The organism is Streptomyces xingningensis (assembly GCF_054957865.1).
On sequence record NZ_JBDJPF010000059.1, the window covers coordinates 25,109 to 48,109 of the forward strand.

18 protein-coding genes are annotated in these 23,001 nt (G+C 71.2%); 5 read left to right on the forward strand and 13 right to left on the reverse strand.

Annotated elements, in window-relative coordinates:
• Nucleotides 1-167 precede the first annotated feature (167 nt).
• Nucleotides 168-1,787 carry a sensor histidine kinase gene (locus ABCR83_RS25695; RefSeq protein WP_462697555.1) on the forward strand — a complete coding sequence of 540 codons (1,620 nt, stop codon included), beginning with the start codon at nucleotides 168-170 and terminating at the stop codon, nucleotides 1,785-1,787.
• Complete coding sequence (locus ABCR83_RS25700) at nucleotides 1,784-2,461, forward strand: response regulator (protein ID WP_462697556.1); 678 nt, start codon at nucleotides 1,784-1,786, stop codon at nucleotides 2,459-2,461. Before ABCR83_RS25695 ends, ABCR83_RS25700 begins: the two co-directional genes overlap by 4 nt.
• 40 nt (nucleotides 2,462-2,501) lie before the next feature.
• Here the strand turns inward: ABCR83_RS25700 and ABCR83_RS25705 are convergent, their stop codons facing one another.
• The 4 genes from ABCR83_RS25705 to ABCR83_RS25720 all read right to left on the reverse strand — a co-directional run bounded on the left by ABCR83_RS25705 (nucleotide 2,502) and on the right by ABCR83_RS25720 (nucleotide 6,980).
• Complete coding sequence (locus ABCR83_RS25705; protein ID WP_462697557.1) at nucleotides 2,502-3,197, reverse strand: response regulator transcription factor; 696 nt, start codon at nucleotides 3,195-3,197, stop codon at nucleotides 2,502-2,504.
• Between the two features lie 26 nt (nucleotides 3,198-3,223).
• Entirely contained in the window at nucleotides 3,224-4,390 is a 1,167-nt protein-coding gene (locus ABCR83_RS25710) for a sensor histidine kinase (RefSeq protein WP_462697558.1), read from the reverse strand.
• A 28-nt stretch (nucleotides 4,391-4,418) separates the two neighbouring features.
• Nucleotides 4,419-4,736 carry a hypothetical protein gene (locus ABCR83_RS25715; protein ID WP_462697559.1) on the reverse strand — a complete coding sequence of 106 codons (318 nt, stop codon included), beginning with the start codon at nucleotides 4,734-4,736 and terminating at the stop codon, nucleotides 4,419-4,421.
• A gap of 123 nt (nucleotides 4,737-4,859) precedes the next feature.
• Entirely contained in the window at nucleotides 4,860-6,980 is a 2,121-nt protein-coding gene (locus ABCR83_RS25720) for a DNA gyrase/topoisomerase IV subunit B (protein ID WP_462697560.1), read from the reverse strand.
• Between the two features lie 431 nt (nucleotides 6,981-7,411).
• Between ABCR83_RS25720 and ABCR83_RS25725 the strand changes: the two genes are divergently transcribed.
• Nucleotides 7,412-7,642 carry a DUF7455 domain-containing protein gene (locus ABCR83_RS25725; protein ID WP_462697561.1) on the forward strand — a complete coding sequence of 77 codons (231 nt, stop codon included), beginning with the start codon at nucleotides 7,412-7,414 and terminating at the stop codon, nucleotides 7,640-7,642.
• Nucleotides 7,643-7,780: 138 nt separating this feature from the next.
• On the opposite strand, the gene ABCR83_RS25730 is transcribed toward ABCR83_RS25725, so the two are convergent.
• The 7 genes from ABCR83_RS25730 to ABCR83_RS25760 form a co-directional block, all read right to left on the reverse strand.
• On the reverse strand, nucleotides 7,781-8,680 hold the full coding sequence (locus ABCR83_RS25730; RefSeq protein ID WP_462697562.1) for a S1 family peptidase: 900 nt from the start codon (nucleotides 8,678-8,680) through the stop codon (nucleotides 7,781-7,783).
• A gap of 142 nt (nucleotides 8,681-8,822) precedes the next feature.
• A complete protein-coding gene (locus ABCR83_RS25735) occupies nucleotides 8,823-10,382 on the reverse strand; it encodes an RNA polymerase sigma factor (protein ID WP_462697563.1) in 1,560 nt (519 codons plus the stop codon).
• A gap of 368 nt (nucleotides 10,383-10,750) precedes the next feature.
• Nucleotides 10,751-11,689: a FadR/GntR family transcriptional regulator gene (locus tag ABCR83_RS25740; RefSeq protein ID WP_462697564.1), complete on the reverse strand. Its 939-nt coding sequence runs from the start codon at nucleotides 11,687-11,689 to the stop codon at nucleotides 10,751-10,753.
• A 241-nt stretch (nucleotides 11,690-11,930) separates the two neighbouring features.
• Complete coding sequence (locus ABCR83_RS25745) at nucleotides 11,931-13,691, reverse strand: ABC transporter ATP-binding protein (RefSeq protein WP_462697565.1); 1,761 nt, start codon at nucleotides 13,689-13,691, stop codon at nucleotides 11,931-11,933.
• A gap of 171 nt (nucleotides 13,692-13,862) precedes the next feature.
• Nucleotides 13,863-14,624 (reverse strand): NUDIX hydrolase, encoded by a 762-nt coding sequence (locus tag ABCR83_RS25750; RefSeq protein ID WP_462697566.1) that lies wholly within the window; start codon nucleotides 14,622-14,624, stop codon nucleotides 13,863-13,865.
• A gap of 98 nt (nucleotides 14,625-14,722) precedes the next feature.
• The gene (locus ABCR83_RS25755) at nucleotides 14,723-16,666 is read right to left on the reverse strand and encodes a glycogen debranching N-terminal domain-containing protein (protein WP_462697567.1); all 1,944 of its coding nucleotides are present in this window, start codon (nucleotides 16,664-16,666) and stop codon (nucleotides 14,723-14,725) included.
• 212 nt (nucleotides 16,667-16,878) lie between these two features.
• Nucleotides 16,879-18,228, reverse strand: a complete 1,350-nt coding sequence (locus ABCR83_RS25760; protein ID WP_462697568.1) for a DUF4192 domain-containing protein — start codon at nucleotides 18,226-18,228, stop codon at nucleotides 16,879-16,881.
• A gap of 141 nt (nucleotides 18,229-18,369) precedes the next feature.
• Here ABCR83_RS25760 and ABCR83_RS25765 point away from each other — a divergent pair, with 141 nt between their 5' ends.
• Nucleotides 18,370-20,535 (forward strand): RecQ family ATP-dependent DNA helicase, encoded by a 2,166-nt coding sequence (locus ABCR83_RS25765; RefSeq protein WP_462697569.1) that lies wholly within the window; start codon nucleotides 18,370-18,372, stop codon nucleotides 20,533-20,535.
• 231 nt (nucleotides 20,536-20,766) lie between these two features.
• Nucleotides 20,767-21,339: a hypothetical protein gene (locus ABCR83_RS25770; RefSeq protein WP_462697570.1), complete on the forward strand. Its 573-nt coding sequence runs from the start codon at nucleotides 20,767-20,769 to the stop codon at nucleotides 21,337-21,339.
• Nucleotides 21,340-21,416: 77 nt separating this feature from the next.
• Here ABCR83_RS25770 and ABCR83_RS25775 read toward each other — a convergent pair whose 3' ends face one another.
• A complete protein-coding gene (locus tag ABCR83_RS25775; protein WP_462697571.1) occupies nucleotides 21,417-21,989 on the reverse strand; it encodes a hypothetical protein in 573 nt (190 codons plus the stop codon).
• Nucleotides 21,990-22,048: 59 nt separating this feature from the next.
• Complete coding sequence (locus ABCR83_RS25780; RefSeq protein WP_462697572.1) at nucleotides 22,049-22,777, reverse strand: ribonuclease HII; 729 nt, start codon at nucleotides 22,775-22,777, stop codon at nucleotides 22,049-22,051.
• Between the last annotated feature and the right edge of the window lie 224 nt (nucleotides 22,778-23,001).

Here is a 23,001-nt window from a genome sequence, read left to right on the forward strand (position 1 = left end):
CTGTGCGGCTTAAGTGCACAAACCCTGTTCTACTCGTTTTGCTCGCGCTAGAACAAGTGACAGACATGGAAGGGCCGGGTAACCGGGCATGATCCACGCGGTGTTCGGCCCCTGCCGCCGAATCGGAACGCCGCACTCCGACAGGTGCCGACACGAAAGAGACACCCATGCGCCCCCGGTGGCCCCGACGCGTCTTCGCCCAGGTACTGTCCGTCCAGCTGCTCATCATCACCGGTGTCACCCTGCTCACCGCGGGCCTCTTTCTCGCCCCGCTCGGCTCCCGCCTGGACGACCAGGCCGAACACCGGGCGCTGGCCATCGCCCAGGCCACCGCGGCCCAACCCGGCATCGCCCACGCCCTGCTGGCCGGGCGGCCCGAGCCGGACGGCCCGGTCCAGACCGACGCGGAGCGCATCCGCCTTGCCACCGGGGCCAGTTATGTGGTGGTGACCGACGTCCAGGGCATCCGCTACTCTCACACCAACCCCTCGCAGATCGGCCAACACGTCAGCACCAACCCGGAGGCCGCGCTGTCCGGACGGGAATGGACCGGCATCGAGGTGGGCACCCTGGGCCGCTCGGCACGCGGCAAGGTCCCCCTTCGGGACACCGACGGCGCCATCGTCGGCGTCGTCTCGGTCGGCATCCCCTACGACAGCGTGCGCGTGCTGCTGCTGCACTCCGTGCCCGACATCCTGCTGTACGCCGGTGCGGCGCTGGGCGTCGGCGCAATCGCCGCGGTCGCCGTCTCGTGGCGGCTGCGCAAGCGCACCCATGGCATCGAACTCTCGGAGATCTCGGCCCTGCTCGATGAGCGGGAGGCCATGCTGCACGGCATTCGCGAGGGTGTGGTCGCCTTGGACCGGCATCAGCGCATCCGGCTCGTCAATGACGCGGCACAGCGCCTGCTGGGCCTGGGCCCCGAGGCCATCGGCCACCGGCTCGACACCGTCCTGCCCGCCTGCCGGACCGCCGATGTACTGGCCGGACGAGTGGCGGGCACCGACCTGCTCACCGTCCGGAACGACCGGGTTCTGGTCGTCAACCGCATGGCCACCGTCGGCCGAGGTGCAGTGGCGACGCTGCGCGACCGCACCGAACTCGAGCAGCTGAGCCGGGAGTTGGATGCCACCCGGGGGCTGACCGAGGCGCTGCGCGCCCAGGACCACGAGCACGCCAACCGCATGCACACCCTCGTCGGGCTGCTGGAACTGGGGCTGCACGAAGAGGCGGTCGAGTTTGTGTCGGAGGTGGCCGGAGCGCACCGGGCCACAGCCGAACAGGTCACCGAGCGGGTGCGAGATCCGCTGATCGGCTCCCTGCTGGTGGGCAAGAGCGCGGTCGCCGCGGAACGCGGGGCAACGCTGCGGGTGAGCGGGACGACCCATCTGCCGGGCCGGGTGGTGGACCCCAGGGACGTGGTCACCGTGCTCGGCAACCTGGTGGACAACGCCCTCGACGCGGCCACCGCCGCCCGGTCGCCGCAACCGCCCGCGGCACCCCTGGTGGAGGTCGACCTGCGCGCGGAGGGATCCACCGTCGTCCTGCGGATCTCGGACAACGGTCCGGGCATCCCCGCCGAGGCCCGGGAACTGGTCTTCACCGACGGCTGGACCACCAAGGAACCCGTCCCGCACCGCCGTCGGGGCCTCGGACTCTCGCTGGTGCGACGGCTGGCCGAACGGTACGGCGGATCCGCCCGGGTGGCCGAACGCCAGGGCGGCGGCGCGGTCTTCACCGTGGAACTGCCGGAAGCGCTGCGCCGACTCGAAGGAGTGAACCGATGATCGAAGTGCTCGTCGTCGACGATGACTTCCGCGTCACCCAGATCAACGCCGCCTATGTCGCCAGGATTCCGGGCTTCCATGTCACCGCCAAGGCCCACGATGCGGCGCAGGCCCTCGATGTGCTGGACCGGCAAAAGGTCGACCTGATGCTGCTCGACCACTACCTGCCGGACGAGACGGGCCTGTCATTGATCCGCCGCATCCGGCAACTCGGCCATCTGACCGATGTCATCATGGTCACGGCCGCCCGCGACATCGCGACCGTCCAGATGGCGATGCGCTACGGCGCCCTGCAGTACCTGGTCAAGCCGTTCACCTTTTCCGGCCTGCGGGTGAAGCTGGAGGCATACGCTCAGCTGCGCCGGGCGCTGGACGGCACCGCGGAGGCGGAGCAGGACCAAGTCGACCGGATCTTCGGCGCCTTGCGCACCGCCGCCGCCACCGCGCCGCTGCCCAAGGGGCACTCGGCCCCGACGGCCGAACTGATCCGCCAGGTGCTCTCCGCCGCGGCGCAGCCCTTATCGGCGCACGAGGTCGCGGCACGGTCGGGGCTGAGCCGCTCCACCGCTCAGCGCTACCTCAAGCGGCTCGAGGAGTCCGGCAGACTCAGCCTCACCCTCAGATACGGCGAGACGGGGCGGCCGGAGCACCGCTACGTCTGGGCCGTCCGGTGACACACCGCCGGCTCCCCCTGCTCCACAGGCCGTACGGCGCTCAGGGAGGCTGGGCGATGCCGTTCCGGAAGGCATAGCGGACCGCCTGGGCCCGGTCACGCACCCCGGTCTTGGCGAAGAGGTTGTTGATGTGCGTCTTCACCGTCGCCGTGCTCACATGCAGCCGACGGGCGATCTCCGCGTTTGACAGACCTTCGGCGACCAGGGCCAGAACCTCTGCCTCACGGGCCGTCAGCCCGTCCGGCAACCCATGGGCGGCCATGGCACCGGGTGTTGGAGCACCGGCGCTGGAAGCCTGGGCGCCGGACTCGGCAAGCCGCTCCAGCAAGCGCCGTTGTACCTGCGGCGAGAGCCCCGCCTCCCCCGACCTGACATGCTGCACCGCCCTGACGATCTCCTCCCCGCCGGCGTCCTTGGTGAGATAGCCGCGCGCACCGGCCCGGAGGGCGGGGAACATCGAGTCGTCGTCACCGAAGGTGGTCAGCACCACGACCTGCGTGGCCGGGTACTCGGCCCGGATGCGCCGAGTCGCCTCCACCCCGTCGCAGCGCGGCATGCGCAGATCCATCAGCACCACATCCGGGGCGTGTTCGGCGACCAGCCGCAGGGCTTCCAGCCCATCGGCCGCCGAACCAACCACTTCAATGCCGGGCAACAGCCCCAGCAGCATCACAATCCCCTCGCGCACTACGGTCTGGTCGTCGGCGACCACCACCCGTACCGCTTCACCACCCACCCGACTCGACCCCTCCGCACCACTCGTCACGTGGGCACCCTCAGACGCACCACAAAACCCTTCTGCTCAGCCCCGGCCGGTCCGGCGTCCAGCGTGCCGCCCAGCAACTCGGCACGCTCCCGCATCCCGAGCAGACCGTACCCGGCCCCGGAGGCCGCCAGACCGCCGGTTTCCACCCGTGCCCCGCCATCACGGATCAACAGCTCCACCTCTCCCTCCAGATAGGCGAATCTCATCTCCACCCACGCCCCGGGAGCGTGCTTGCGCACATTGGTCAGCCCCTCCTGCGCGACCCTCCGCACGGCCAGCCCGGCCTCCGCGGGCAGCCGGCGCGGCTCGCCCGTCACCTCGAGACGCGCCCCTTCGGAGGCCGCGACCTCCCGCAGGAAGTCCTCCGGCTGAGTCATCTCGCCCCGCAGCGCCGACAGTGCCTGCCGGGTCTCGGCCAGCCCTTCGCGTGCCATGCCCCGCGCGGCCGCCACCCGTTCCAGCACCCGTGTCCGGTCCGCCCCGCTCTCGATGAGCAGCCGGGCGGCCTCCAGATGGACAAGCTGGGCCGAGAGGCTGTGCGCGAGCACATCATGGATCTCCCGGGCGATCCGGGCACGCTCGGCCAGCGCCGCCGACTCGGCCTCCGCGCGCCGTGCCGCCCGCTCCTGCGCCAGCAGCCGGAACCCGGCGCCCCTCGCTTCGTCGTCCAGCCTGAGCGAATACCCGATCAGCATGACCGCGGCGACCGTCCCCGCGGTCGCAAGCGCCCGGTGCCCGCCGATCAGGATCCAGTACGCGCCCATGGCGACCGCCGCGACGGCCAGGCCGTACCCGAGCGGCAGCCGCTGCACCGCGATGGCCGCAGCCACACACCACAGCCCGCCCGCCGCGACATGCGCACCCACGGACGCCGCGCCCGCACCGACGATGACGAGCACCCCCAGCAGCCCCACCGACGGCAACAACCGCTGGGCCAGCGTCGAGTGGTAGCAGCCCCGGACGGCGACGGCACAGACCAGGAACCCGGCGGCAAAGCCGGCATAACCCCACCCATGGAAGACGCCCTCGCTCACCGTCCCCCAGAGGAACGCGCCGACCAGGACGACCCGCACCACCCAGGTCACAACCCGTCGCCGCAGGGGCACGTTCGCCCGGCACAGAGCCTCACGGGCAGGCCATTCGGTCCAGTTCTCGATCGGCACGTACCGTCCCTCCGCCGAGGCGCCAGTCTCAGCCACCGGCAGTGACCCGGTACATCGGGCGCAGACTCCGAACCCGCCGGAGCACGACGCCGGTTATTCGGGTGGTCCACGCCCAGGCCACCCCGGTCGCGAACCCGACCACTGCACCGCAGGCCGGCAGCCCCGAGGAGGCCGCACCACGGCGGGAATCGATCAGCCCCGGCCCGCGCAGGGCCACGAAGACGAGGACGGCCGGAAGCAGCCACCAGCACCTGGCGACCGAGGCCGATGGGTACGGCTTCATCTGTCGCGCCGACACGATCGTCAGGACCGCGACGATCAACACCGCTTCGGTCACACCGGACATGGGCAGAGCCTCCGTGGAGCGCGGATCAACAACACATCCGACGTTACGGAGACGGCGCCCGGCCCGGATCGGACCAGGGGTGGGCTCCGGGTGGAGATCCGCTCTCCACCCGGAGGTGGAGAATCATGCGTCGATGCGCGAACGGTCCAAGGTGGCCGCGGAGTTGGTGATGAACTCCTTGCGAGGGGCAACCTGATTGCCCATCAGCAGGTCGAAGGCGCGCTCCGCGGCCTCCAGATCGCTGATGTTGATCCGCCGCAGCGTGCGGTGGCGGGGGTCCATCGTGGTCTCCGCGAGCTGGTCGGCGTCCATCTCACCCAGACCCTTGTAGCGCTGGATGGAGTCCTTGTACCGCACGCCCTTGCGCTCGAGTTCCAGCAAGGTCTGCCGCAGCTCGCCGTCGGAGTATGTGTAGACGTACTTGTCCTGGCCCTTCTTGGGATGGGTCAACTCGACGCGGTGCAAGGGCGGCACTGCCGAAAAGACCCGGCCCTCCTCCACCATCGGCCGCATATAGCGCTGGAAGAGCGTGAGCAGCAGACAGCGGATGTGTGCCCCGTCCACATCCGCGTCGGCGAGGAAGATGACCTTCCCGTACCGGGCGGCGTCGATGTCGAAGGTCCGGCCCGACCCCGCTCCTATCACCTGGATGATCGCTCCGCACTCGGCGTTTTTGAGCATGTCCGAGACCGACGACTTCTGAACATTGAGGATCTTGCCGCGGATCGGCAGCAGCGCCTGGAACTCGGAGTTCCGCGCCAACTTGGCCGTGCCGAGCGCCGAATCGCCCTCGACGATGAACAGTTCGCTCCGGTCGACGTCGTCGCTGCGGCAGTCGGCGAGCTTGGCCGGCAGCGAGGAGGACTCCAGGGCCGTCTTCCGCCGCTGGGCCTCCTTGTGCTGCCGGGCGGCGATGCGCGTACGGGCCGCCGCGACGATCTTCTCCAGCACGGCTCGCGCCTGCTGCTTGGCGTCGCGCTTGGTGGAGGTCAGGAACGCCTTGAGTTCCTTGGCGACCACATTGGCCACGATCCGGGAGGCGGCCGAGGTGCCCAGGACCTCCTTGGTCTGCCCCTCGAACTGCGGCTCCGCCAGCCGCACGGTGACCACCGCGGTGAGCCCCTCCATGGCGTCGTCCTTGACGACGTCGTCCTCGGCGACCCTCAGTAGCTTCGACGCCCGCAGCACCTCGTTGACCGTCTTGGTGATCGAGCGCTCGAAACCGGTCACATGTGTGCCGCCCTTGGGGGTGGCGATGATGTTGACGAAGGACTTCACCGAGGTGTCGTACCCGGTGCCCCAGCGCAGGGCGATGTCCACGCCGAGTTCCCGCGTGACCTCGGTGGGGGTCATATGGCCACGGTCGTCCAGGACCGGCACGGTCTCCTTGAAGGTGCCCTGCCCGCTCAGCCGCAGCACATCGCAGACCGCCTTGTCCTGCGCGAGGTACTCGCAGAACTCGCTGATGCCGCCGTCGTAGCGGAAGGTCTCCTCGGTCTTCCCCTCGCCACCCAGGCCGCGCTCGTCCCGGACGACGATCGTCAGCCCCGGAACCAGGAACGCGGTCTGCCGGGCACGCCCGTAGAGCGTCTCGAGCGAGAGCCTGGCGTCCTTGAGGAAGATCTGGCGGTCGGCCCAGTAACGCACCCGGGTGCCGGTGCGGGTCCTGGGGACCTTCTTGCCCTTGAGAAGGCCGTTGGCCGGATCGAACGGGGCGTCGGGGCCGGACTCGGTGAAGATGCCGGGGACGCCCCGGCGGAAGCTGATCGAGTGCGTTCTGCTGCCGCGGTCCACCTCGACGTCCAGCCGGGCGGACAGTGCGTTGACAACGGAGGCGCCGACACCGTGCAGGCCGCCGGAGGCGGCGTACGAGCCGCCACCGAACTTGCCGCCCGCGTGCAGCTTGGTCATCACGACCTCGACGCCCGACAGCCCGGTCTTGGGCTCGACGTCCACCGGGATGCCCCGGCCGTTGTCGCGCACCTCCACCGAACCGTCGTCGTGGAGGATCACCTCGATGTGGTCGCAGAAGCCGCCGAGGGCCTCGTCGACGGAGTTGTCGATGATCTCCCAGAGACAGTGCATCAGGCCACGGCTGTCGGTCGAGCCGATGTACATGCCGGGGCGCTTGCGGACGGCTTCCAGTCCCTCGAGGACGAGCAGGTGCCGCGCGGTGTAGTTGGATCCGTCCCGGTCTGCCCCGGTCAGCAATGCGGTGGACGGCACGGACGTATCGGCGGTCACGCGGTTCGCTCCTCGCTGAATTTTTCTCTGGCCCGGTGGTGGGCACATGGATGGCTCGGTCGCCGTTCAGAGGGTACCGAGGCCTGATAGAGCCTTTGCGCCGCCACCCGCGGCGATGCCCATGCTAGTAGAGCATCGATCAGACGTTCGATGACTCGATGGGGTGACGTGCACATCACGTTCCCTTGGAGGCATGAACCATTTAGGCTCCGGGCACGTCCTCAAGAACAACCCGGCAAGCCAGCCGGAGGACAAAAGCCCCCAGCGACGTGAAACCGTAAACCCACGCAATACGGCTCATTCGCCGCCAAACGTCAAGGTCCGGCTCACTCGGAAGGAAGTTTCGAGGAAAAGCCACGAGCGGGAACGTTTTCGGCCTGGTTGGATGTTGACCCTGGTACGACAGCTCGTCGAGCTAGAGAAGAGGCGACGTGACTACTGTTCTGACCCCCGCGAGCCCGCTGACGGCCGCTGACCGCTGCGACCGGTGCGGCGCTCAGGCATACCTGCGCGTCGTTCTCTTGAGCGGCGGTGAACTGCTCTTCTGCGCTCACCATGGGCGCAAGTTCGAGCCAGAACTCAAGAAGATCGCCGCGGAGATACAGGACGAGACGGAGCGGCTGACGGCCGTCCCGGCGTCCGCGTCCAACGAGGACCGCTGAGTCCACAAAGGAACGCTGACACATCGCACCCGACGACGAGCGAGGTCCCGCCATCCAGGGCTGGACAGCCGCGGGCGGCCACCCTCACCGGGAGGCCGCCCGTTCTCGTGCGCTCCCGTGCCCTTGCACCGGAGGACATCAGGGCCCGGGCTTCGGCTGCGCCACCCCGGGCGATGCGACTGGAGTGGCAGGCGGGGCAACCAGGACGGCAGGAGGCCTGAGGACATCGGCACGGTGCTCCATGACCAGGGGCGCCACGGCCGAGATCCGCGTGTAGACCCCGGGGCGCCCCGGCAGCCCGCACCCGCTCCCCCAGGACACCAGCCCGATCAGTCGCCCGCGCGCCACCAGAGGCCCGCCGCTGTCCCCCTGGCAGGCGTCCAGCCGGCCCTGCGGCCACCCGGCGCAGAGCATGGACGCGCGGCTGTATGTGCCTTCCGGCCCTCCCGGGTACGCCTGCTCGCACAGGTCGTCACCCAGCACCAGCACCGGGGCACCGTGCAGCGTCTGGGCATAGGCGCCGTTCCCGGTCAGATCGCCCCACCCGTAGACGGCGGCGACTGTGCCGGACTGATAGGTCGCGTCTCCCTGCTGTGCCAGCGGAAGGGCATAACCCTCCGCCAGGGGCTGCGCCAGGGTGAGCACGGCCACATCTCCGGCATTGGTGGTCGTATCGAAGTTCGGGTTGACCCAGACGTCGCGCAGTGCCACCTCCGCCCCACCCGCACCCCGCAGATCACCGCGCCCAATGATGACCCTGAGGTCCTTGGCCTCGTTCGCGTCAACGCCCAGCACATCACGGCCCACACAGTGAGCGGCGGTGACGACGGTGGTGGGCCCCACCACGACCCCGCCGCAGAACTGTCCGTCCCTGGATCCACCGAACCGCTCACGGCTCGCCAGAGCCACCGCCCAGGGCGCATCAGTGATCTTCACGATCTGCCCCCCGACGACGACCCGGTCCTGAGCCGAAGCCGGACCGGGGAGCGTCAACAGCAGCACGACCACGCCGACCAGACGGCAGCTCAGGGCACGCATATCATCTCCTGACCAGGCGGAGTTCCTTGCGTACCCAGCGTCACCCCGGATCGGGGTCCCCGCATCCGGAAGCGGCTGGGCCCGGCCCCTCCGAGGAGAGACCGGGCCCAGCCGGGAGCACTGCTTTCGGGATCTGTTCGATCTAGTCGAGATAGTCGCGCAGCACCTGAGAGCGCGACGGGTGGCGCAGCTTGGACATGGTCTTCGACTCGATCTGGCGGATGCGCTCACGCGTCACCCCGTAGACCTTGCCGATCTCGTCGAGGGTCTTGGGCTGACCGTCGGTGAGGCCGAACCGCATGGACACCACACCCGCCTCACGCTCGCTGAGCGTGTCCAGCACGGAGTGCAGCTGCTCCTGGAGGAGCGTGAAGCTGACCGCATCGGCCGGGACGACAGCCTCCGAGTCCTCGATGAGGTCACCGAACTCGCTGTCGCCGTCCTCACCCAGCGGCGTGTGCAGGGAGATCGGCTCACGCCCGTACTTCTGGACCTCGATGACCTTTTCCGGGGTCATGTCGAGTTCCTTGGCCAGCTCCTCCGGGGTGGGCTCGCGGCCCAGATCCTGAAGCATCTGGCGCTGAACGCGCGCAAGCTTGTTGATGACCTCGACCATGTGCACCGGGATGCGGATGGTGCGAGCCTGGTCGGCCATCGCACGCGTGATCGCCTGGCGGATCCACCAGGTCGCGTACGTGGAGAACTTGTAGCCCTTGGTGTAGTCGAACTTCTCGACGGCACGGATCAGACCGAGGTTGCCCTCCTGGATCAGGTCCAGGAAGAGCATGCCGCGGCCGGTGTACCGCTTGGCCAGGGAGACCACGAGCCGGAGGTTGGCCTCCAGAAGGTGGTTCTTGGCACGGCGCCCGTCCTCGGCGATGATCTCCAACTCACGCTTGAGCTTGGGGGCGAGCTTGTCGGAATTCGCCAGCTTGTCCTCGGCAAACAAACCGGCCTCGATGCGCTTGGCGAGCTCGACCTCCTGCTCTGCGTTGAGGAGCGGGACCTTGCCGATCTGCTTGAGGTAGTCCTTGACCGGGTCGGCCGTGGCACCGGCCACCGCGACCTGCTGCGCGGGGGCGTCGTCCTCGTCGTCGTCGGACAGGACGAAGCCCTTGTTCTCGCCCGCCTCGTCCTCGTCGTCGCCCTTGCCCGGGGTGGGGCTCTCCTCGACGAGATCCTCGTCGAGGATCTCGTCGGCGTCCTTCTTGGCGGTGGTCTTCTTGGCCGTCGTCTTCTTGGCGGCGGCCTTTTTCGCCACCGTCTTCTTGGCGGCCGTCTTCTTGGCGGCGGCCTTCTTGGCGGGTGCCACGGCCTCTTCGCCCGTGTCATCCCCGTAGTCGCCCACCGTGGCGGAGTCGGCGGATGCCGTGGACTGAGCCGACTGGGACGTGACCGCCTTCGAGGAGACGGCCTTGGTGGCGGTGCGCTTCGCCGGGCTCTTCGCTGCGACGCTCTTGCGGGTGCGCTTCGGCGCCTCTGCGGCACTGACCATCAGCGTCACACCCTCCTCATCGAGGACCTGGTTGAGGCTGCGCAGAACGTTCTTCCACTGGGTTGGCGGAATCTGGTCAGCCTCGAAGGCCCGACGCACGTCGTCGCCGGCGATCTGCCCCTCGGCCTTTCCCTGCTCGATGAGCGCCATCAGAGACTCGGATTCGGCGATCTCCGGCGGGAGCGTACGGGATGTGCTGGCCGACACGAACAACCTCTCGGAACGATGGAAATGGCTTCCGGCCCCATCCGCGGCGGGTTGGGGCCGACGACCGCCGGCAAGGATGAACCGACGGCGCGGGCGGTGGCGCGGTGCAACACAGCGCCTCTGACGAGACTTGTATTCCCTCCGCGGCCACCACCTCTTTAGTCATCGCGCTGCCTCAAGGAGCGTTACACCCAATCCTCGTGGCCCGAGTCACACCACATACCGGAGTGAAAGACCATCCAACTGGACAGACCACCACGCGCGGTACGCGCGGGGCTGCTCATCCGGCTCGCGCGTACGGTCGTACGCGCGAGCCGGATGAGCAGCCCCGCGCGTACCGTTCCGTCCGTCCAGCCCGACTCCCGCGGTCAGTGCTCGCGCGGCGCGGGCACCACCCGCTCGACCTCCGGGTGGGATACCAGGAGTTGACGCATCGCGGCCTCCGCCCCGGCGGCGTCCCCCGCACCCACGGCGTCGACGATCCGCAGATGGTGCCCGACTCCCGCGTCGGTGGGACGGTCACAGCCGCCGGCCGATGCACCGGAGACATGGAGAGCGGCGGAGACGATGCCCGAGAGGTGTTCCAGCATGCGGTTGCCCGCGACCTGGAGCAGCAGGGTGTGGAACTCCGCGTCGGCCCGGGAGAAGGTGAGCGAGTCACCCTGGGCCAACGCGTGGCCCATGATCTCGGCCATGTCCGCGAGCCGCTGCTGGACTTCCTCGCGCCCGTGGCCCGCGGCGAGCCGGGCGGCCAGCGGCTCGATGATCCAGCGCAGCTCGCACAGCTCACGGCGCTGGTCGTCGCGCTGCGGCCCGAAGGCCCGCCATTCGATGATGTCCGGGTCGAGGAGGTTCCAGTCGCTGACGGGACGGACGCGGGTGCCGACGTTCGGCCGGGCACTGACGAGGCCCTTGGCCTCGAGGACACGCAGGGATTCGCGGACGACGGTGCGGGAGACTTCGAAGCGCTGTCCGATCTCCTCGGGGACGAGCGGGCGGTCGGCGCCCAGGTCGCCGGAGACGATCATCTGGCCCAGCTGCTGGACGAGCTGGCCGTGCAGCCCCCGGCCGCGGCTTCCGGCAGCGCGGCGGCCGGCCCGGCCCAGTTCCGCTTCGCCGTCCCAGGCCAGCGGGGAACCGCGGTCCGCCCCGGGGGCGTCCGCATAGGAGTATCGGTCAAGCTCGCCCGGGCCGGTAAGGCCGGAGTCGGCGGGGCGAGCCGCGGTCATCATGGTGTGCGCAAGGGTACTCACGCTTCCTTTGTCGGCGACGGGTGGAAGCGCCTTGAGGTCTTTGGTGAAAAGCACACGAAAGGGTGATCGCCCATTACCTCACAATTGACGCCCAAACGGACACAAAACGGCACGCTCTGAGGTTGAGTGAGTACGGAGAGCGACCATGCTGTAGTTCGGGCTTGGTCATGGAGCACGTCTTGAGGTCATTTCCATGGATCTTGACGAGCGTTCCTCCGGCTCCTCCCGCCGTTGATCGTCACCCTGTGTTGGCCGTGCGCTCGGGGAATGCACCACCGGCGCAATAGCACAGCCCTCAGCGCGGCCGGCCACGGAGCACCGTGAGGACATAGGCTCCGAGGAGCGCCGCGAGCGACAACGCCAGGGCCCAGCCGACGGGTTGGGACATCAGCCGCAGCACGACCGCGAGGCCTTGATCCAGTCCGGACGGCCATCGGACCAGTGAGGTGGAGCGCAGTCGTTCCGGCAGCCCGACGAGGGACCGCACCGCGGGCCGGGCGAGGAGACCGCCCACGAGCGGCACCACGAGAGTCGGCACCGCCAGCACCGCGAGCAGCCCCAGGGCGGTGGATCGGAAGAGTCCGGCACCGAGCAGACCGGCCCAGGCACACCCCAGGGTGAGACCGACCCATCCGGTGAGCGCGACCCCCCAGCCGACGGGGAGCGCGATGGCGGATCCGCCGAAGAGCAGCCATGCGACGACCGCGTCGAGGGTGATGGAGGAGAGCGCGAGGAGCACGGCCGCGACGCCCGTGACGACGAGCTTGGCACCGAGCAGACCGAAGCGACGCGGAACGGTGCCTCCGTCCGGGACCAGCGCGGGGTAGCGGAACTCGTGCCCGAAGGCGAGCGCACCGAACAGCCCGGCGCCGAAGGCGGCCGGGGACAGCGGCAGCACGGTGGGCCAGCCCGCGAGCATCCCGGGCACCGGAGCACCGGCGCGGGCGAGCAGCACGGAGGCGAGCAGCGAGGCCGCGAGGGCAACGGCCATCACGAGCCAGGCGGTGCGCACCCCGACGACCCGGCAGAGCTCGTAGCGGAGCGGCCATACCGGGCTGGGCCGGGGCAGAGGAGGCTGGACCCGGGAGCGCGGACCTTCCGATGCGCCGGTCCCGGTGCCGTCGGCGGACGGGCGGCGGCCATCGGCGCGTTGCAGAGGAGGGGCGGCGGCGAGATATTCCTTCTCTTCGGCCAGGCGGTGCACGAGGATGCCGTGCCGATGCGCGGTCTCCCCCACGGCGGCGCAGCTGCTTCCGTAGACCGAGAGTCGGGTGCCGTCTTCGTGCACCACTTCGACGGGCGGCCCGTCCGGCGTCGGCCCGTTCACGGCCGCTTCCGTCGAGATGAGGTGGGCGAGGCGGCTCGCATGCGGCGATTGGACGGTGACCCGGGGCCGCATCCGCGAGCGGGCGAAGTCGGCGGCGTCCTGGTCGGCGACCAGACGGCCGTGGTCGATGGTGACAACCCGGTCGGCGATGCGTGCCGCCTCGCCGGGTACGCGTGAGGTGACGAGGACGGCGCCGCCCTGGGCCGCGTAGCCCCGCAGCATCCCGTGGAGCCAGGAGGTCTCCCGGGGGGAGAGGTCATGGGCGGGCTCGTCGAGCACGAGCGTGTGAGGGTCGCCGAGGAGGGCCGCCGCAAGGCCGAGACGGCGGTCCATGCCCCGGGAGAAGCCACCGAGGCGCTGGTCGGCGAGGCCGCTGAGCCCCACCACGTCGAGCACCTCGTCGACGCGCGCCGAGGGAACCCCGGCAGCCGCACCGAGCATCCTCAGGTGGCTGCGGGCGGTACGGGCCGGATGGCCGGGGACGTCGCCGAGGAGCACGCCGATCTCGCGCGTGGGATGAGGCACCCGGTCGAGGCCGCGGCCCCGGAAAAGAGCGACGCCGCGCCCCGGGTCGAGGCGCAGCATCAGGCGCAAGGCGCTGGTCTTGCCCGCGCCGGGCTCACCGAGCAGGACGGTGACGCATCCGGGCCGGGCTTCGAAGGTGAGGTCGTCGACGGCGAGGGGCCGGTTGCGGCGGGGGACGCTGGTCAGTCCGATGGCCTGGATCATGACTTCTCTCGCGGGACGTGCGACGGCCCTGCGCGCGGGCGTCGGCGGGCATGCTGAGACGCGGAACTACCGCAGCACCGTAACCCGTTATGTCCTATTTGCTACGCAATGAAGGCTTTTGGTGGGCGTGTCCTGCTCCGCGAGCAGACGGGAGCAGGTCGGAACGGTTCCCTACGCTTCGGGGCGCAGCATGGGCGGGTTGAGCAGGGTGGCTCCGCCCGCCCGGAAGAGCTGCGCGGGACGGCCGCCCTGGCGGGTCGTCGTACCGCCGGTGGGGACCAGGAAGCCCGGGGTGCCGGTGACCTTGCGGTGGAAATTGCGCGGGTCCAAGGCGACCCCCCACACCGCCTCGTACACCCGGCGGAGTTCGCCGACGGTGAATTCCCGGGGACAGAAGGCGGTGGCGAGGGAGGAGTACTCGATCTTGGAGCGGGCGCGTTCCACCCCATCGGCGAGGATGCGGGCGTGATCGAAGGCGAGCGGGGCGGGCTGCTCGCCCTCCCGCTCATACGCGGCCCCCTGGTTGAGCAGGTCGTCCACCGGCGCCCAGCGGACGCTGTGTGCGTCACCGCCGGCGCGCGGTGCCGGCAGGTCGGGGGCGAGGGCGAGGTGGGCCACGCTGACCACGCGCATGCGCGGATCGCGCTTCGGGTCGCCATAGGTGGCGAGCTGTTCCAGGTGCGCGGCGTTGGTGAGCACCGGACAAGCCGGGTCATGGGCGTGCAGCCCGGTCTCCTCGGCCAGCTCCCGGGCCGCCGCGGCCGCCAGGTCCTCATCCGCCCGCACGAACCCGCCCGGGAGCGCCCATCGGCCCTGGTAGGGGGGCTCGCCACGGCGGACGGCCAGCGCGCACAGCGCGTGCCGACGCACAGTGAGGACGACCAGGTCGACGGTGACGGCGAAGGGCGGAAAGGCCGACGGGTCGTAGGGCATGACGCGATCATAGTCGTCTGCCTGACGATAAACAGGGTCTTGACCATGGCCGATCGCAGTGACCTGCGACCGGCCGGACGGCCTGACACGCATCGTGCTCACACCCCCAGCTGCAGGCCGTCCGCCGCCTCTTCGACCATGCCCAGCCCAAGCCTGCTGATCCGTACGGCGAACGGCTGCTCGGCGACCCGCAGCCCCGTGAATCGCAAGGCGCCGAGCGGGGCGGAGCGCAGCGGGCGAACGGTCACGCTTCCGGCCGGCACGTCCGGCCGCACACCGGCGAGGGTGGTCAACAGCTGAACCGCACCCGCCGCCGCGACGGCGGCGGGCCGACAGGCGGCGGGGTGGAGCAGTGGAGCGCTGCCGGTGCTGCGCTGCTCGCCCGCGTACATCTCCGGCAGCCGCCAGTCGAAGGCCTCGGCGGCGTCGAGGGTTCCGCGCAACAGGGCAGCCGCCTCCTTCTCATAGCCGGCTGCCGCCAGCCCGGCCACGGCGACGGCCGTCTCGTGCACCCGCACCGCGCCGCTGCGGTGCCCGAACGGGTTGTGCCCCGGTTCCTTCGCCCCGAGACTGCGCAGGCCCCATCCGGAGTCCAGGGCGGGACTGCCGAGAAGCCGGGCCAGTTGCTCGGTCTGCACCTTGTCGAGCAGCCCCTCCGCGTATGTCCCGGCACCGAGCAGACCGGTGTCCAGCAGGTATGCGGCGGCACTTCCCAGATGCGGTATCCGGCGGCCCTCGGGAGTACGGGCCGTCACCGGGCGCCCGCCGGCCCGGTCCTCGGCCCAGAACTCCTCGCGGAATCGACGCCGCAGGCCATATGCCCAGTCCCGCCAGTTCTCCGCTCCGGGGTGGTGGAACGCCTCCAGGAGGTCCGCGCCGAGCAGTGCGGCCCGGTGGGCATGCGCCTGTACCTCACAGCGGTACGGACCGCCGGGCACCGGGTCCGCGAGGTATCCGTCCCCGGCCGCCGTCCGCAGCCACGCCAGACAGCGTTCGGCGGCGGGCAGCAGGGACTCCACCTCCGGTCCGGGGAGCCCCCACCGCCAGGCTTCGGCGAGGACGGCGGGAAACAGCAGGGTCGCCTCGACGCCCGTGCAGCCGGGCGGCAGATACGCGCCGACATGGCGCAACGCTCCCGGAATGCGGCCGTTGTCCGGGCCGGGCCCGGACAACTGGGTACGGGCCAGGGCACGCAGCGTCCCGGCGGCCAGCCGGACGCCCAGCGGCAGCATCATGCGCGCCGCCCACAGCGCCTCCGCGGGAGCGAGGCGGCCACAGCGCCAGGGAACGCCGGCGGCGAGGTGGACGGCCGACCGGCCCTGGTCGCGCACGAGCAGGGCCCGAAGATCGTCGAGACTGGTACCCAGGAGCGCGGCGGCTCTCGAGTCGTCCCCGTCCGCCTGGGCGTCGCCCCACGGTGCACCGGCCCGGCCAAGGGATGTCGCGCTCTCCGGCGGACGTGGCCTGCCGGGCAGCTCGGGCCGGACCCGGAGCTCGATGCTCCTGGTGCCGCCGGGCGGCAGATGTATCTCCCAGCGCAGCAGTCCCGCGGAAGCCAGGACGTCGCCGGGCGGGGGGTCGGCCGTGACCACCGAGTGCATCCCGGGCGCCACCCAGCGCAGCCCCGAGGCGTGTACCCCGGCGGGGATCTCGGGGCCGCCCCGGCCCGCCGCGACCGCGCCCAGGTCGGCGAGGTCGGTCGCCAGCGACACCTCCACCGCCAGCCGCAGCTCACGGGTGGCCGAGCTGCGCACGGTGATCCGCTCGATGCCCTCGGCGTCCCTCAGCCGTTCGACGGTCACGGCGGGATCCGGCCCCTCGTCCGCGGTGGTCCGCACCGTGCCCACGAAGCGCGCCCGGCCGGCCTGGAGCAGCCGCCCCTGCACGGGAACCGGCTCGGCACCGGCGACCTGCACCCGGCACCGCGCCAGCATCCGCCGCCCGCCGCGGTAGAAGCCGTCGAGTCCGTGCCCGGAGAGCTGGCCATGCTCACCGGAGATCGCGAGGGCGGGCAGTGCGACGCAGATCAGTGCAGTGTGCACGGGCTGCGGCCCGAGGGAGCGGGCGGTTCCGGTGCGCTGGGAAGCGGACGGGCGGAGGGCCGAAGGGGCATGGGGAGCGATGTCATGCACTGTGTCTGCACTCCGTGCGGGCGTCAGGACCGGGACGACGGACCACGGTTGAAGTCGATGGGGCCACTCAGGTGAACGCAGCCGGACCCGCGGAGGTCACGGTGGGCGAGCAGGCACCCCGGTCAGCGCCGGTCACGGGCCCCGCGTCGGCCGGAGTGCCGCCGGGGGCGCGGCTTCCCGGCGGGCCCGTTCGATGCTCCGGGGCCCGTGCTTCCCGGCGCGCCGCCCCGGCCGGTCCCGGGCGCGATCGTGACGCCCCGGCCGGCCGTTGACGGCGGACCGGCGGGGATCTCCACCGGGGCGGTGCGCCCCGCCGCCCGGTCGGCCTGCCCTTGCCTCAGACAGCTCCGCAAGCGTTCCGGGTCCATGCCCTCATTGCATGCGTGGTGCAGGAGTTGCGCGAAGAGATACTCGGGGTCGGCACTCAGCGCACGGCCGAGGGCGACCCTGGCCTCCGGGTGGCCGCCGACCGACCAGGCAACCCAGCCCGCAAGAGTCAGGGGCGCGGCCGCGTGCTCGGTGTACGGGGGGACACAGCGGCGGGCGAGGGCGCGCCAGAGGCGCAGGACCGTCGGCGCCTGCGGGCCCTCCATCCACTCCGCGGCATGGTCTCGCGTGGTGCGGTCCTGCAGCCCGAGAATGATCGCAGCGGCTTCGTCGACGGTGACGAGGCCGTCGTCGCGTGCGTCGGCCTCCGGCCTCCCGGTGACGGGTGGGACCTCGTGGAGTCGTCGCAGCACCAGTCGTGCCAGGTCGAGCGTCTCCTGCCGCACGGTCTCGCAGTCGGCACCGCGGAGCATACGGGGAACGAGCTCGGCCGCGGCGGAGTCGAGGGCCCGCCGCTGCTCCTCGGCCCGGCCGCCGGTGAGGGGCGCGTATCGGGCCTCCAGCTGCCGCAGCGAGCCCGCGACCTGGATGCCCGCGTAGGCGGCTGCCGCCGCCATGACGGACGTGCCGGGCAGGGCCAGGGGCACCCCCTCCGGTGGGCAACAGCGCGCGTCCGAGCAGCAGTACGACCAGAAGCGGTCGCCGGAGATGCACAGCGCCTCGAACACCGGGACGTCGAGCCCGCCGCAGGAGACCCTGAGGCACTGGGCGAGCGGGCGCAGCCGCTCCATCACGGCGCGGGAGGTCTCTTCTCCCGCGGGGTCCTGGCACAGGAACAGGACGACGCCGTCGGGCGGGGTGCCGCGCTTGGCGCAGCCCGCGACCAGCGTTTCGGCGAGCTGGTCGCAAATCTCGGGCCAGCCTTCCCGGGCTGCCGGGATGCCGGTCCTGAGCCGGCCGCCAAAGCGGCCGCGCTCGCCGTGCAATGCCACCAGCACCACGCTGTCGTCGGGATGGAAACCGAGCAAATACGGTAGTGCGTCGGCCAGTTCGGCCGGGCTGCGGAGTGTGACGTGCCCTTCCGCCGGGGGATCCCAGGCGGGGGACGAGACGGGTGGGCGGGCTGATTCCTCGTGGCTGGTCATGGCAGGAGAGTCCCGCGAATTCGCCCCCCTTCGCCAGGCCTGTGGATAACTGCCCGCATATTGTCCTACTACTCCTGTGGACAGTGCCGCCCCGGCACCATGGGTTCGCGCATTGTCAGTGGCCTCGTGTTGCATGGGGGCATGAGCAACGAAGCCCTCCGCACCGCGGCCGACACCGTCCTGGCCCGTCTCGTCGGCGACCCCACGGGCGCGGCACAGCTGCGCGAGGACCAATGGCGCGCCGTCGCGGCCCTGGTCGCCGACCGCCGCCGGGCCCTGGTGGTGCAGCGCACCGGCTGGGGCAAGTCCGCCGTGTATTTCGTTGCGACGGCGCTGCTGCGCGAGCGCGGCAGCGGCCCGACGGTGATCGTCTCCCCGCTCCTGGCGCTGATGCGCAACCAGGTGGAGGCGGCGGCGCGGGCGGGAATCCACGCCCGCACGATCAACTCCTCCAACCCCGAAGAGTGGGACACCATCCAGGCGGAGGTCGCCGCCGGCGAGGTCGACGTACTGCTGGTGAGCCCCGAGCGGCTCAACAACCCCGACTTCCGCGACCAGGTCCTGCCCAAGCTCGCGGCCGCCACCGGACTCCTGGTCGTCGACGAGGCGCACTGCATCTCCGACTGGGGCCACGACTTCCGGCCCGACTACCGCCGGCTGCGCACCATGCTGGCCGACCTGCCCCCGGACGTGCCCGTGCTGGCGACGACCGCCACCGCCAACGCCCGGGTGACCGCGGATGTCGCCGAACAGCTGGGCACGGGGGAAGGAGCCGAGCAGGCACTCGTGCTGCGCGGGCCGCTCGACCGGGAGAGTCTGAGCCTGGGCGTCCTGCAACTCCCGGACGCGGCCCACCGCCTGGCCTGGCTCGCCGACCACCTCGACGAGCTCCCGAGCTCCGGCATCATCTACACCCTGACCGTCGCCGCCGCCGAGGAGGTGGCGGCCTTCCTGCGCAACCGCGGGCACACGGTCGCCTCCTACACCGGCAAGACCGAGAACGCCGACCGGCAGCAGGCGGAGGACGACCTGCTCGCGAACCGGGTGAAGGCGCTGGTGGCCACCTCCGCCCTGGGCATGGGCTTCGACAAACCGGATCTCGGCTTCGTGGTCCACCTGGGCTCGCCCTCCTCTCCGATCGCCTACTACCAGCAGGTCGGCCGGGCCGGGCGCGGTGTGCGGCATGCCGAGGTCCTGCTGCTGCCCGGCCGTGAGGACGAGGCGATCTGGAAGTACTTCGCCTCGCTGGCCTTTCCTCCGGAGGAGCAGGTGCGCCGCACGCTGGACGTGCTGGCGGCCGCCGACCGGCCGCTCTCCCTGCCCGCCCTGGAGCCCCAGGTGGAACTGCGCCGTTCCCGGCTGGAGATCATGCTCAAGGTCCTTGACGTCGACGGCGCGGTGCGGCGCGTGCGCGGGGGCTGGACCGCCACCGGGCAGCCCTGGTCATACGACACCCGGCGATACGCCTGGGTGGCCCGGCAGCGCGAGACGGAGCAACAGGCGATGCGGGAGTACGCCACCACGACACGGTGCCGAATGGAGTTTCTGCGACGGCAGTTGGACGACGACCGGGCGACCTCGTGCGGGCGGTGCGACAACTGCGCGGGGCCCCGGTTCACCGCCGAGGTGTCCGATGCGGCACTCGCCGCGTCCAAGGGTGAACTGGGCCGCCCGGGCGTGGAGCTCGAACCGCGGCGGATGTGGCCGACGGGGATGCCCGCGGTCGGAGTGGCCCTCAAGGGCCGCATCCCCGCGGACGAGCAGGCAGCTCCCGGCCGGGCCCTCGGACGGCTCTCGGACATCGGCTGGGGCAACCGGCTGCGGCCGCTCCTCGCCCCCCAGGCACCGGACGGTCCTGTTCCGGACGATGTGGCCGACGCCGTGGTCACCGTGCTCGCCGACTGGGCCCGGGGGTCCGGCGGTTGGGCATCCGGCACCAAGGAGGCCCCCGCCCGCCCGATGGGCGTCATCACCATCGCCTCCCGCACCCGGCCACAACTGATCCGCACGCTCGGCGAACACATCGCCGGTATGGGCCGTATGCCGCTGCTCGGCACGGTCGAATACCAGGGCGAGGAAGCGAACGCCCCGCTGTCGCGCGCCAACAGCGCGCAACGCCTCAAGGCACTGGCCGATGCGCTGACCGTGCCACCGCCACTCGCCGAGTCCCTGTCGGCGGCACCCGGCCCGGTGCTGCTCGTCGATGACCTGACCGACACGGGCTGGACCCTCGCCGTCGCGGCCAGGCTGCTGCGGCGAGCGGGAGCCACGGGAGTGTTTCCCTTGGTCCTGGCCACGCAGACGTGACCCCGGCAGTCCGGCGGTAGCACGGCGCGAACTGGCGGGAACTTAGGCGGCGGAACGCCCAATACCGGTCACTGGCGTCAATTGATCGTTGCCGCACAGTAGTCGGGGCCGCGAGAATTGAACCGGCTCCCCGCTCCCGTCCGTTCACGGCTCGCCGGGGCCGTCCTCACGCAATGCCCGGTGCCTGATGCCCCGTCCCCCGATCGTGGGCACGCAGACGAAGGGAGAATCATGGCCTTCGGCTTGGCTCCACCTCCGTCCGCCGACTCCGCTTCCCGCCTGGGCCGGCTGCTCGAGCCGACCGAGTGGGCCGCGGCCGGGATCCCGCTGCTGCGCAACCCCCGGGAAGTCGTCACGGGACTGCACGCCCGCCATCTGCCGACACCGTCGACGGCCGTCATCGCCGTGCTCGGCCCGGACGAACGGCTGGCGGCCAGCGCCTCGTTCACCCATGGCAACGGCTCGGCCGACGGCTGGGAGCGCCGCAACGCACTCCTCGCCCAGCTGCGCCGGGTGATACCGCACGATCTGCGGCGGCGTGCCCCCATCCGCACCGCGGTGCTTCTCTACTGCCGTAAGGGCGAGGCCTATTGGACCGTGGAGGACGGCGCCTGGATGTGGGGCCTGCGTGACGCCTGCATTCTGCACGGGTTGCGCTGCGGCGCGTACATCACCCTGACCACGGCCGGCTGGCACATCCTGGGTGAGGGCCGGAGCGGACGACAGCCGCACTCACCCTCACCTGCGGCACCACCCTCCGATGGCGCCGCGCCGGAAGCACATCGCCGGCCGGCGGCCCGGTGACGCGCGTGCCGCGGTGACGACCCGGGCGCCCCGGCGGACCCTGCCCTCGGTGCAGCGGCCCGCCGTCGGGGCGGCCGTCAGACGGCCGCGGACAGAAGGGCGTTGACCCGCTGGGGGTCACCACAGACGATCAGCAGCACACCGGCGCGGGCGAGGGCCGCGGGAAGCGCATGGGCCACCGCGGAGTCCGCACCACCGTTGACCGCGAGCACCACGACCGGGCGGCGGGTGGCCCGATCCGCGGCCGCGGCAGCGTAGAAGACATCGTCCGAGGCGTCGTGCTGCGCCCAGTACGACGCCTCGCCGAAGGAGAGTTCATGCGCCGCCCACGGGTGTGGGTCGCCGGTGGTGAGCACCAAGATCTCACCCGGCGCCCGGCCGGTGTCGAGCAGCAGGTCGACGGCCTCGTCCGCAGCATCCAGGGCACCCTGCGCGGGAGCGGGGATCAGCTGGATCTGCGGGGTGGCCGACGTGACGGGGGCCGGGCTCGCACCACGGCGCGGGCCGGGGGAACCGGGCCGCATCGGGGCCGGGCGGGGGCCGGGACCAGGAACAGGGCGAGGGGTCGGCGCGGTGCGGCCGGTGGCCGGAACAGCGCGGGGACCCGGGACACTCTCGTGAATCTGAGGCTCCTCGGGGATGAGAGGCATGAGTTGATGTTTATCAAACGCCGGTGCGAGTCGCATCGGCGGGTGGCCCTTTGGAGCGGTCAGAAGCCGAAGCCGAGCTGACCGCGGGCCTCCAAGGCGTTCTTTCCGCGGCTTTCAGGGCCTTCCGGGCTTCCGGGGACGACCCGGACCCGCTTCAAATGCTGCCACCGCGGCAGCCCGTCCAGATAGGCCCAGGACAGCCGGTGATGCGGCGTCGGACCCAGCCGCTCCAGGGCCGAGCGGTGCACCGGCGAGGGGTAGCCGGCATTGTCATGGAATCCGAACTCCAGGTGATCCACGCCCAGTTGGGCCATCATCGCGTCCCGCCGGACCTTGGCGATCACCGACGCCGCCGCGACGACCACACAGGACTGGTCACCCTTGATGACCGTACGGACCCGCCACGGATCCCCGAGGTAGTCGTGCTTGCCATCGAGGATGACCGCGTCGGGCCGCACCGGCAGGCCGTCCAGGGCACGGGACGCGGCCAGCCGCAGCGCCGCCGTCATACCCAGCTCGTCGATCTCCTCGGGCGAGGAATGCCCGAGCGCGTAAGCGGTGACCCACGACTCCAACTGCCCGGCGAGGACCTCGCGCCGTCCGGGGCTCAGCAGCTTGGAGTCGGTGAGGCCCTCCGGGGGGCGGCGCAGTCCGGTGACGGCCGCGCACACGGTGACCGGACCGGCCCAGGCACCCCGGCCGACCTCGTCGACCCCGGCGACGACCTTGGCTCCGGTCGTCGCTCGAAGCGAACGCTCGACGCTGTGGGTAGGCGGTTGGTAGGGCATGGCGCCAGCAAGGTTACGCCCCCGCGGCAGGCCGTGCGGCCCCGGCCCCCCACCTCGCCCGGTGGGTCAGCCCGAGGCGTCCGGCAGCCAGCCGGGAAGCGCTTCGGCGGACCTCAGCCAGCCGGCGGGCGGCGCGCCCGCCCCGCCCCCCCCCCCCCCCCCCCCCCCCAGCGCCCCCCCGGTGCCCCCCCCCCCCCCCCCCAGCGCAGGGGTCCACAACGCCC

Bases quoted from the DNA above. Each gene is read 5' to 3' on its own strand.
- ABCR83_RS25695 (WP_462697555.1), top strand. From the start codon at position 168: ATGCGCCCCCGGTGGCCCCGACGCGTCTTCGCCCAGGTACTGTCCGTC.
- ABCR83_RS25700 (WP_462697556.1), top strand. From the start codon at position 1,784: ATGATCGAAGTGCTCGTCGTCGACGATGACTTCCGCGTCACCCAGATC.
- ABCR83_RS25715 (WP_462697559.1), bottom strand. From the start codon at position 4,736: ATGTCCGGTGTGACCGAAGCGGTGTTGATCGTCGCGGTCCTGACGATC.
- ABCR83_RS25730 (WP_462697562.1), bottom strand. From the start codon at position 8,680: ATGCGTGCCCTGAGCTGCCGTCTGGTCGGCGTGGTCGTGCTGCTGTTG.
- ABCR83_RS25745 (WP_462697565.1), bottom strand. From the start codon at position 13,691: ATGATCCAGGCCATCGGACTGACCAGCGTCCCCCGCCGCAACCGGCCC.
- ABCR83_RS25750 (WP_462697566.1), bottom strand. From the start codon at position 14,624: ATGCCCTACGACCCGTCGGCCTTTCCGCCCTTCGCCGTCACCGTCGAC.
- ABCR83_RS25760 (WP_462697568.1), bottom strand. From the start codon at position 18,228: ATGACCAGCCACGAGGAATCAGCCCGCCCACCCGTCTCGTCCCCCGCC.
- ABCR83_RS25765 (WP_462697569.1), top strand. From the start codon at position 18,370: ATGAGCAACGAAGCCCTCCGCACCGCGGCCGACACCGTCCTGGCCCGT.
- ABCR83_RS25770 (WP_462697570.1), top strand. From the start codon at position 20,767: ATGGCCTTCGGCTTGGCTCCACCTCCGTCCGCCGACTCCGCTTCCCGC.
- ABCR83_RS25775 (WP_462697571.1), bottom strand. From the start codon at position 21,989: ATGCCTCTCATCCCCGAGGAGCCTCAGATTCACGAGAGTGTCCCGGGT.
- ABCR83_RS25780 (WP_462697572.1), bottom strand. From the start codon at position 22,777: ATGCCCTACCAACCGCCTACCCACAGCGTCGAGCGTTCGCTTCGAGCG.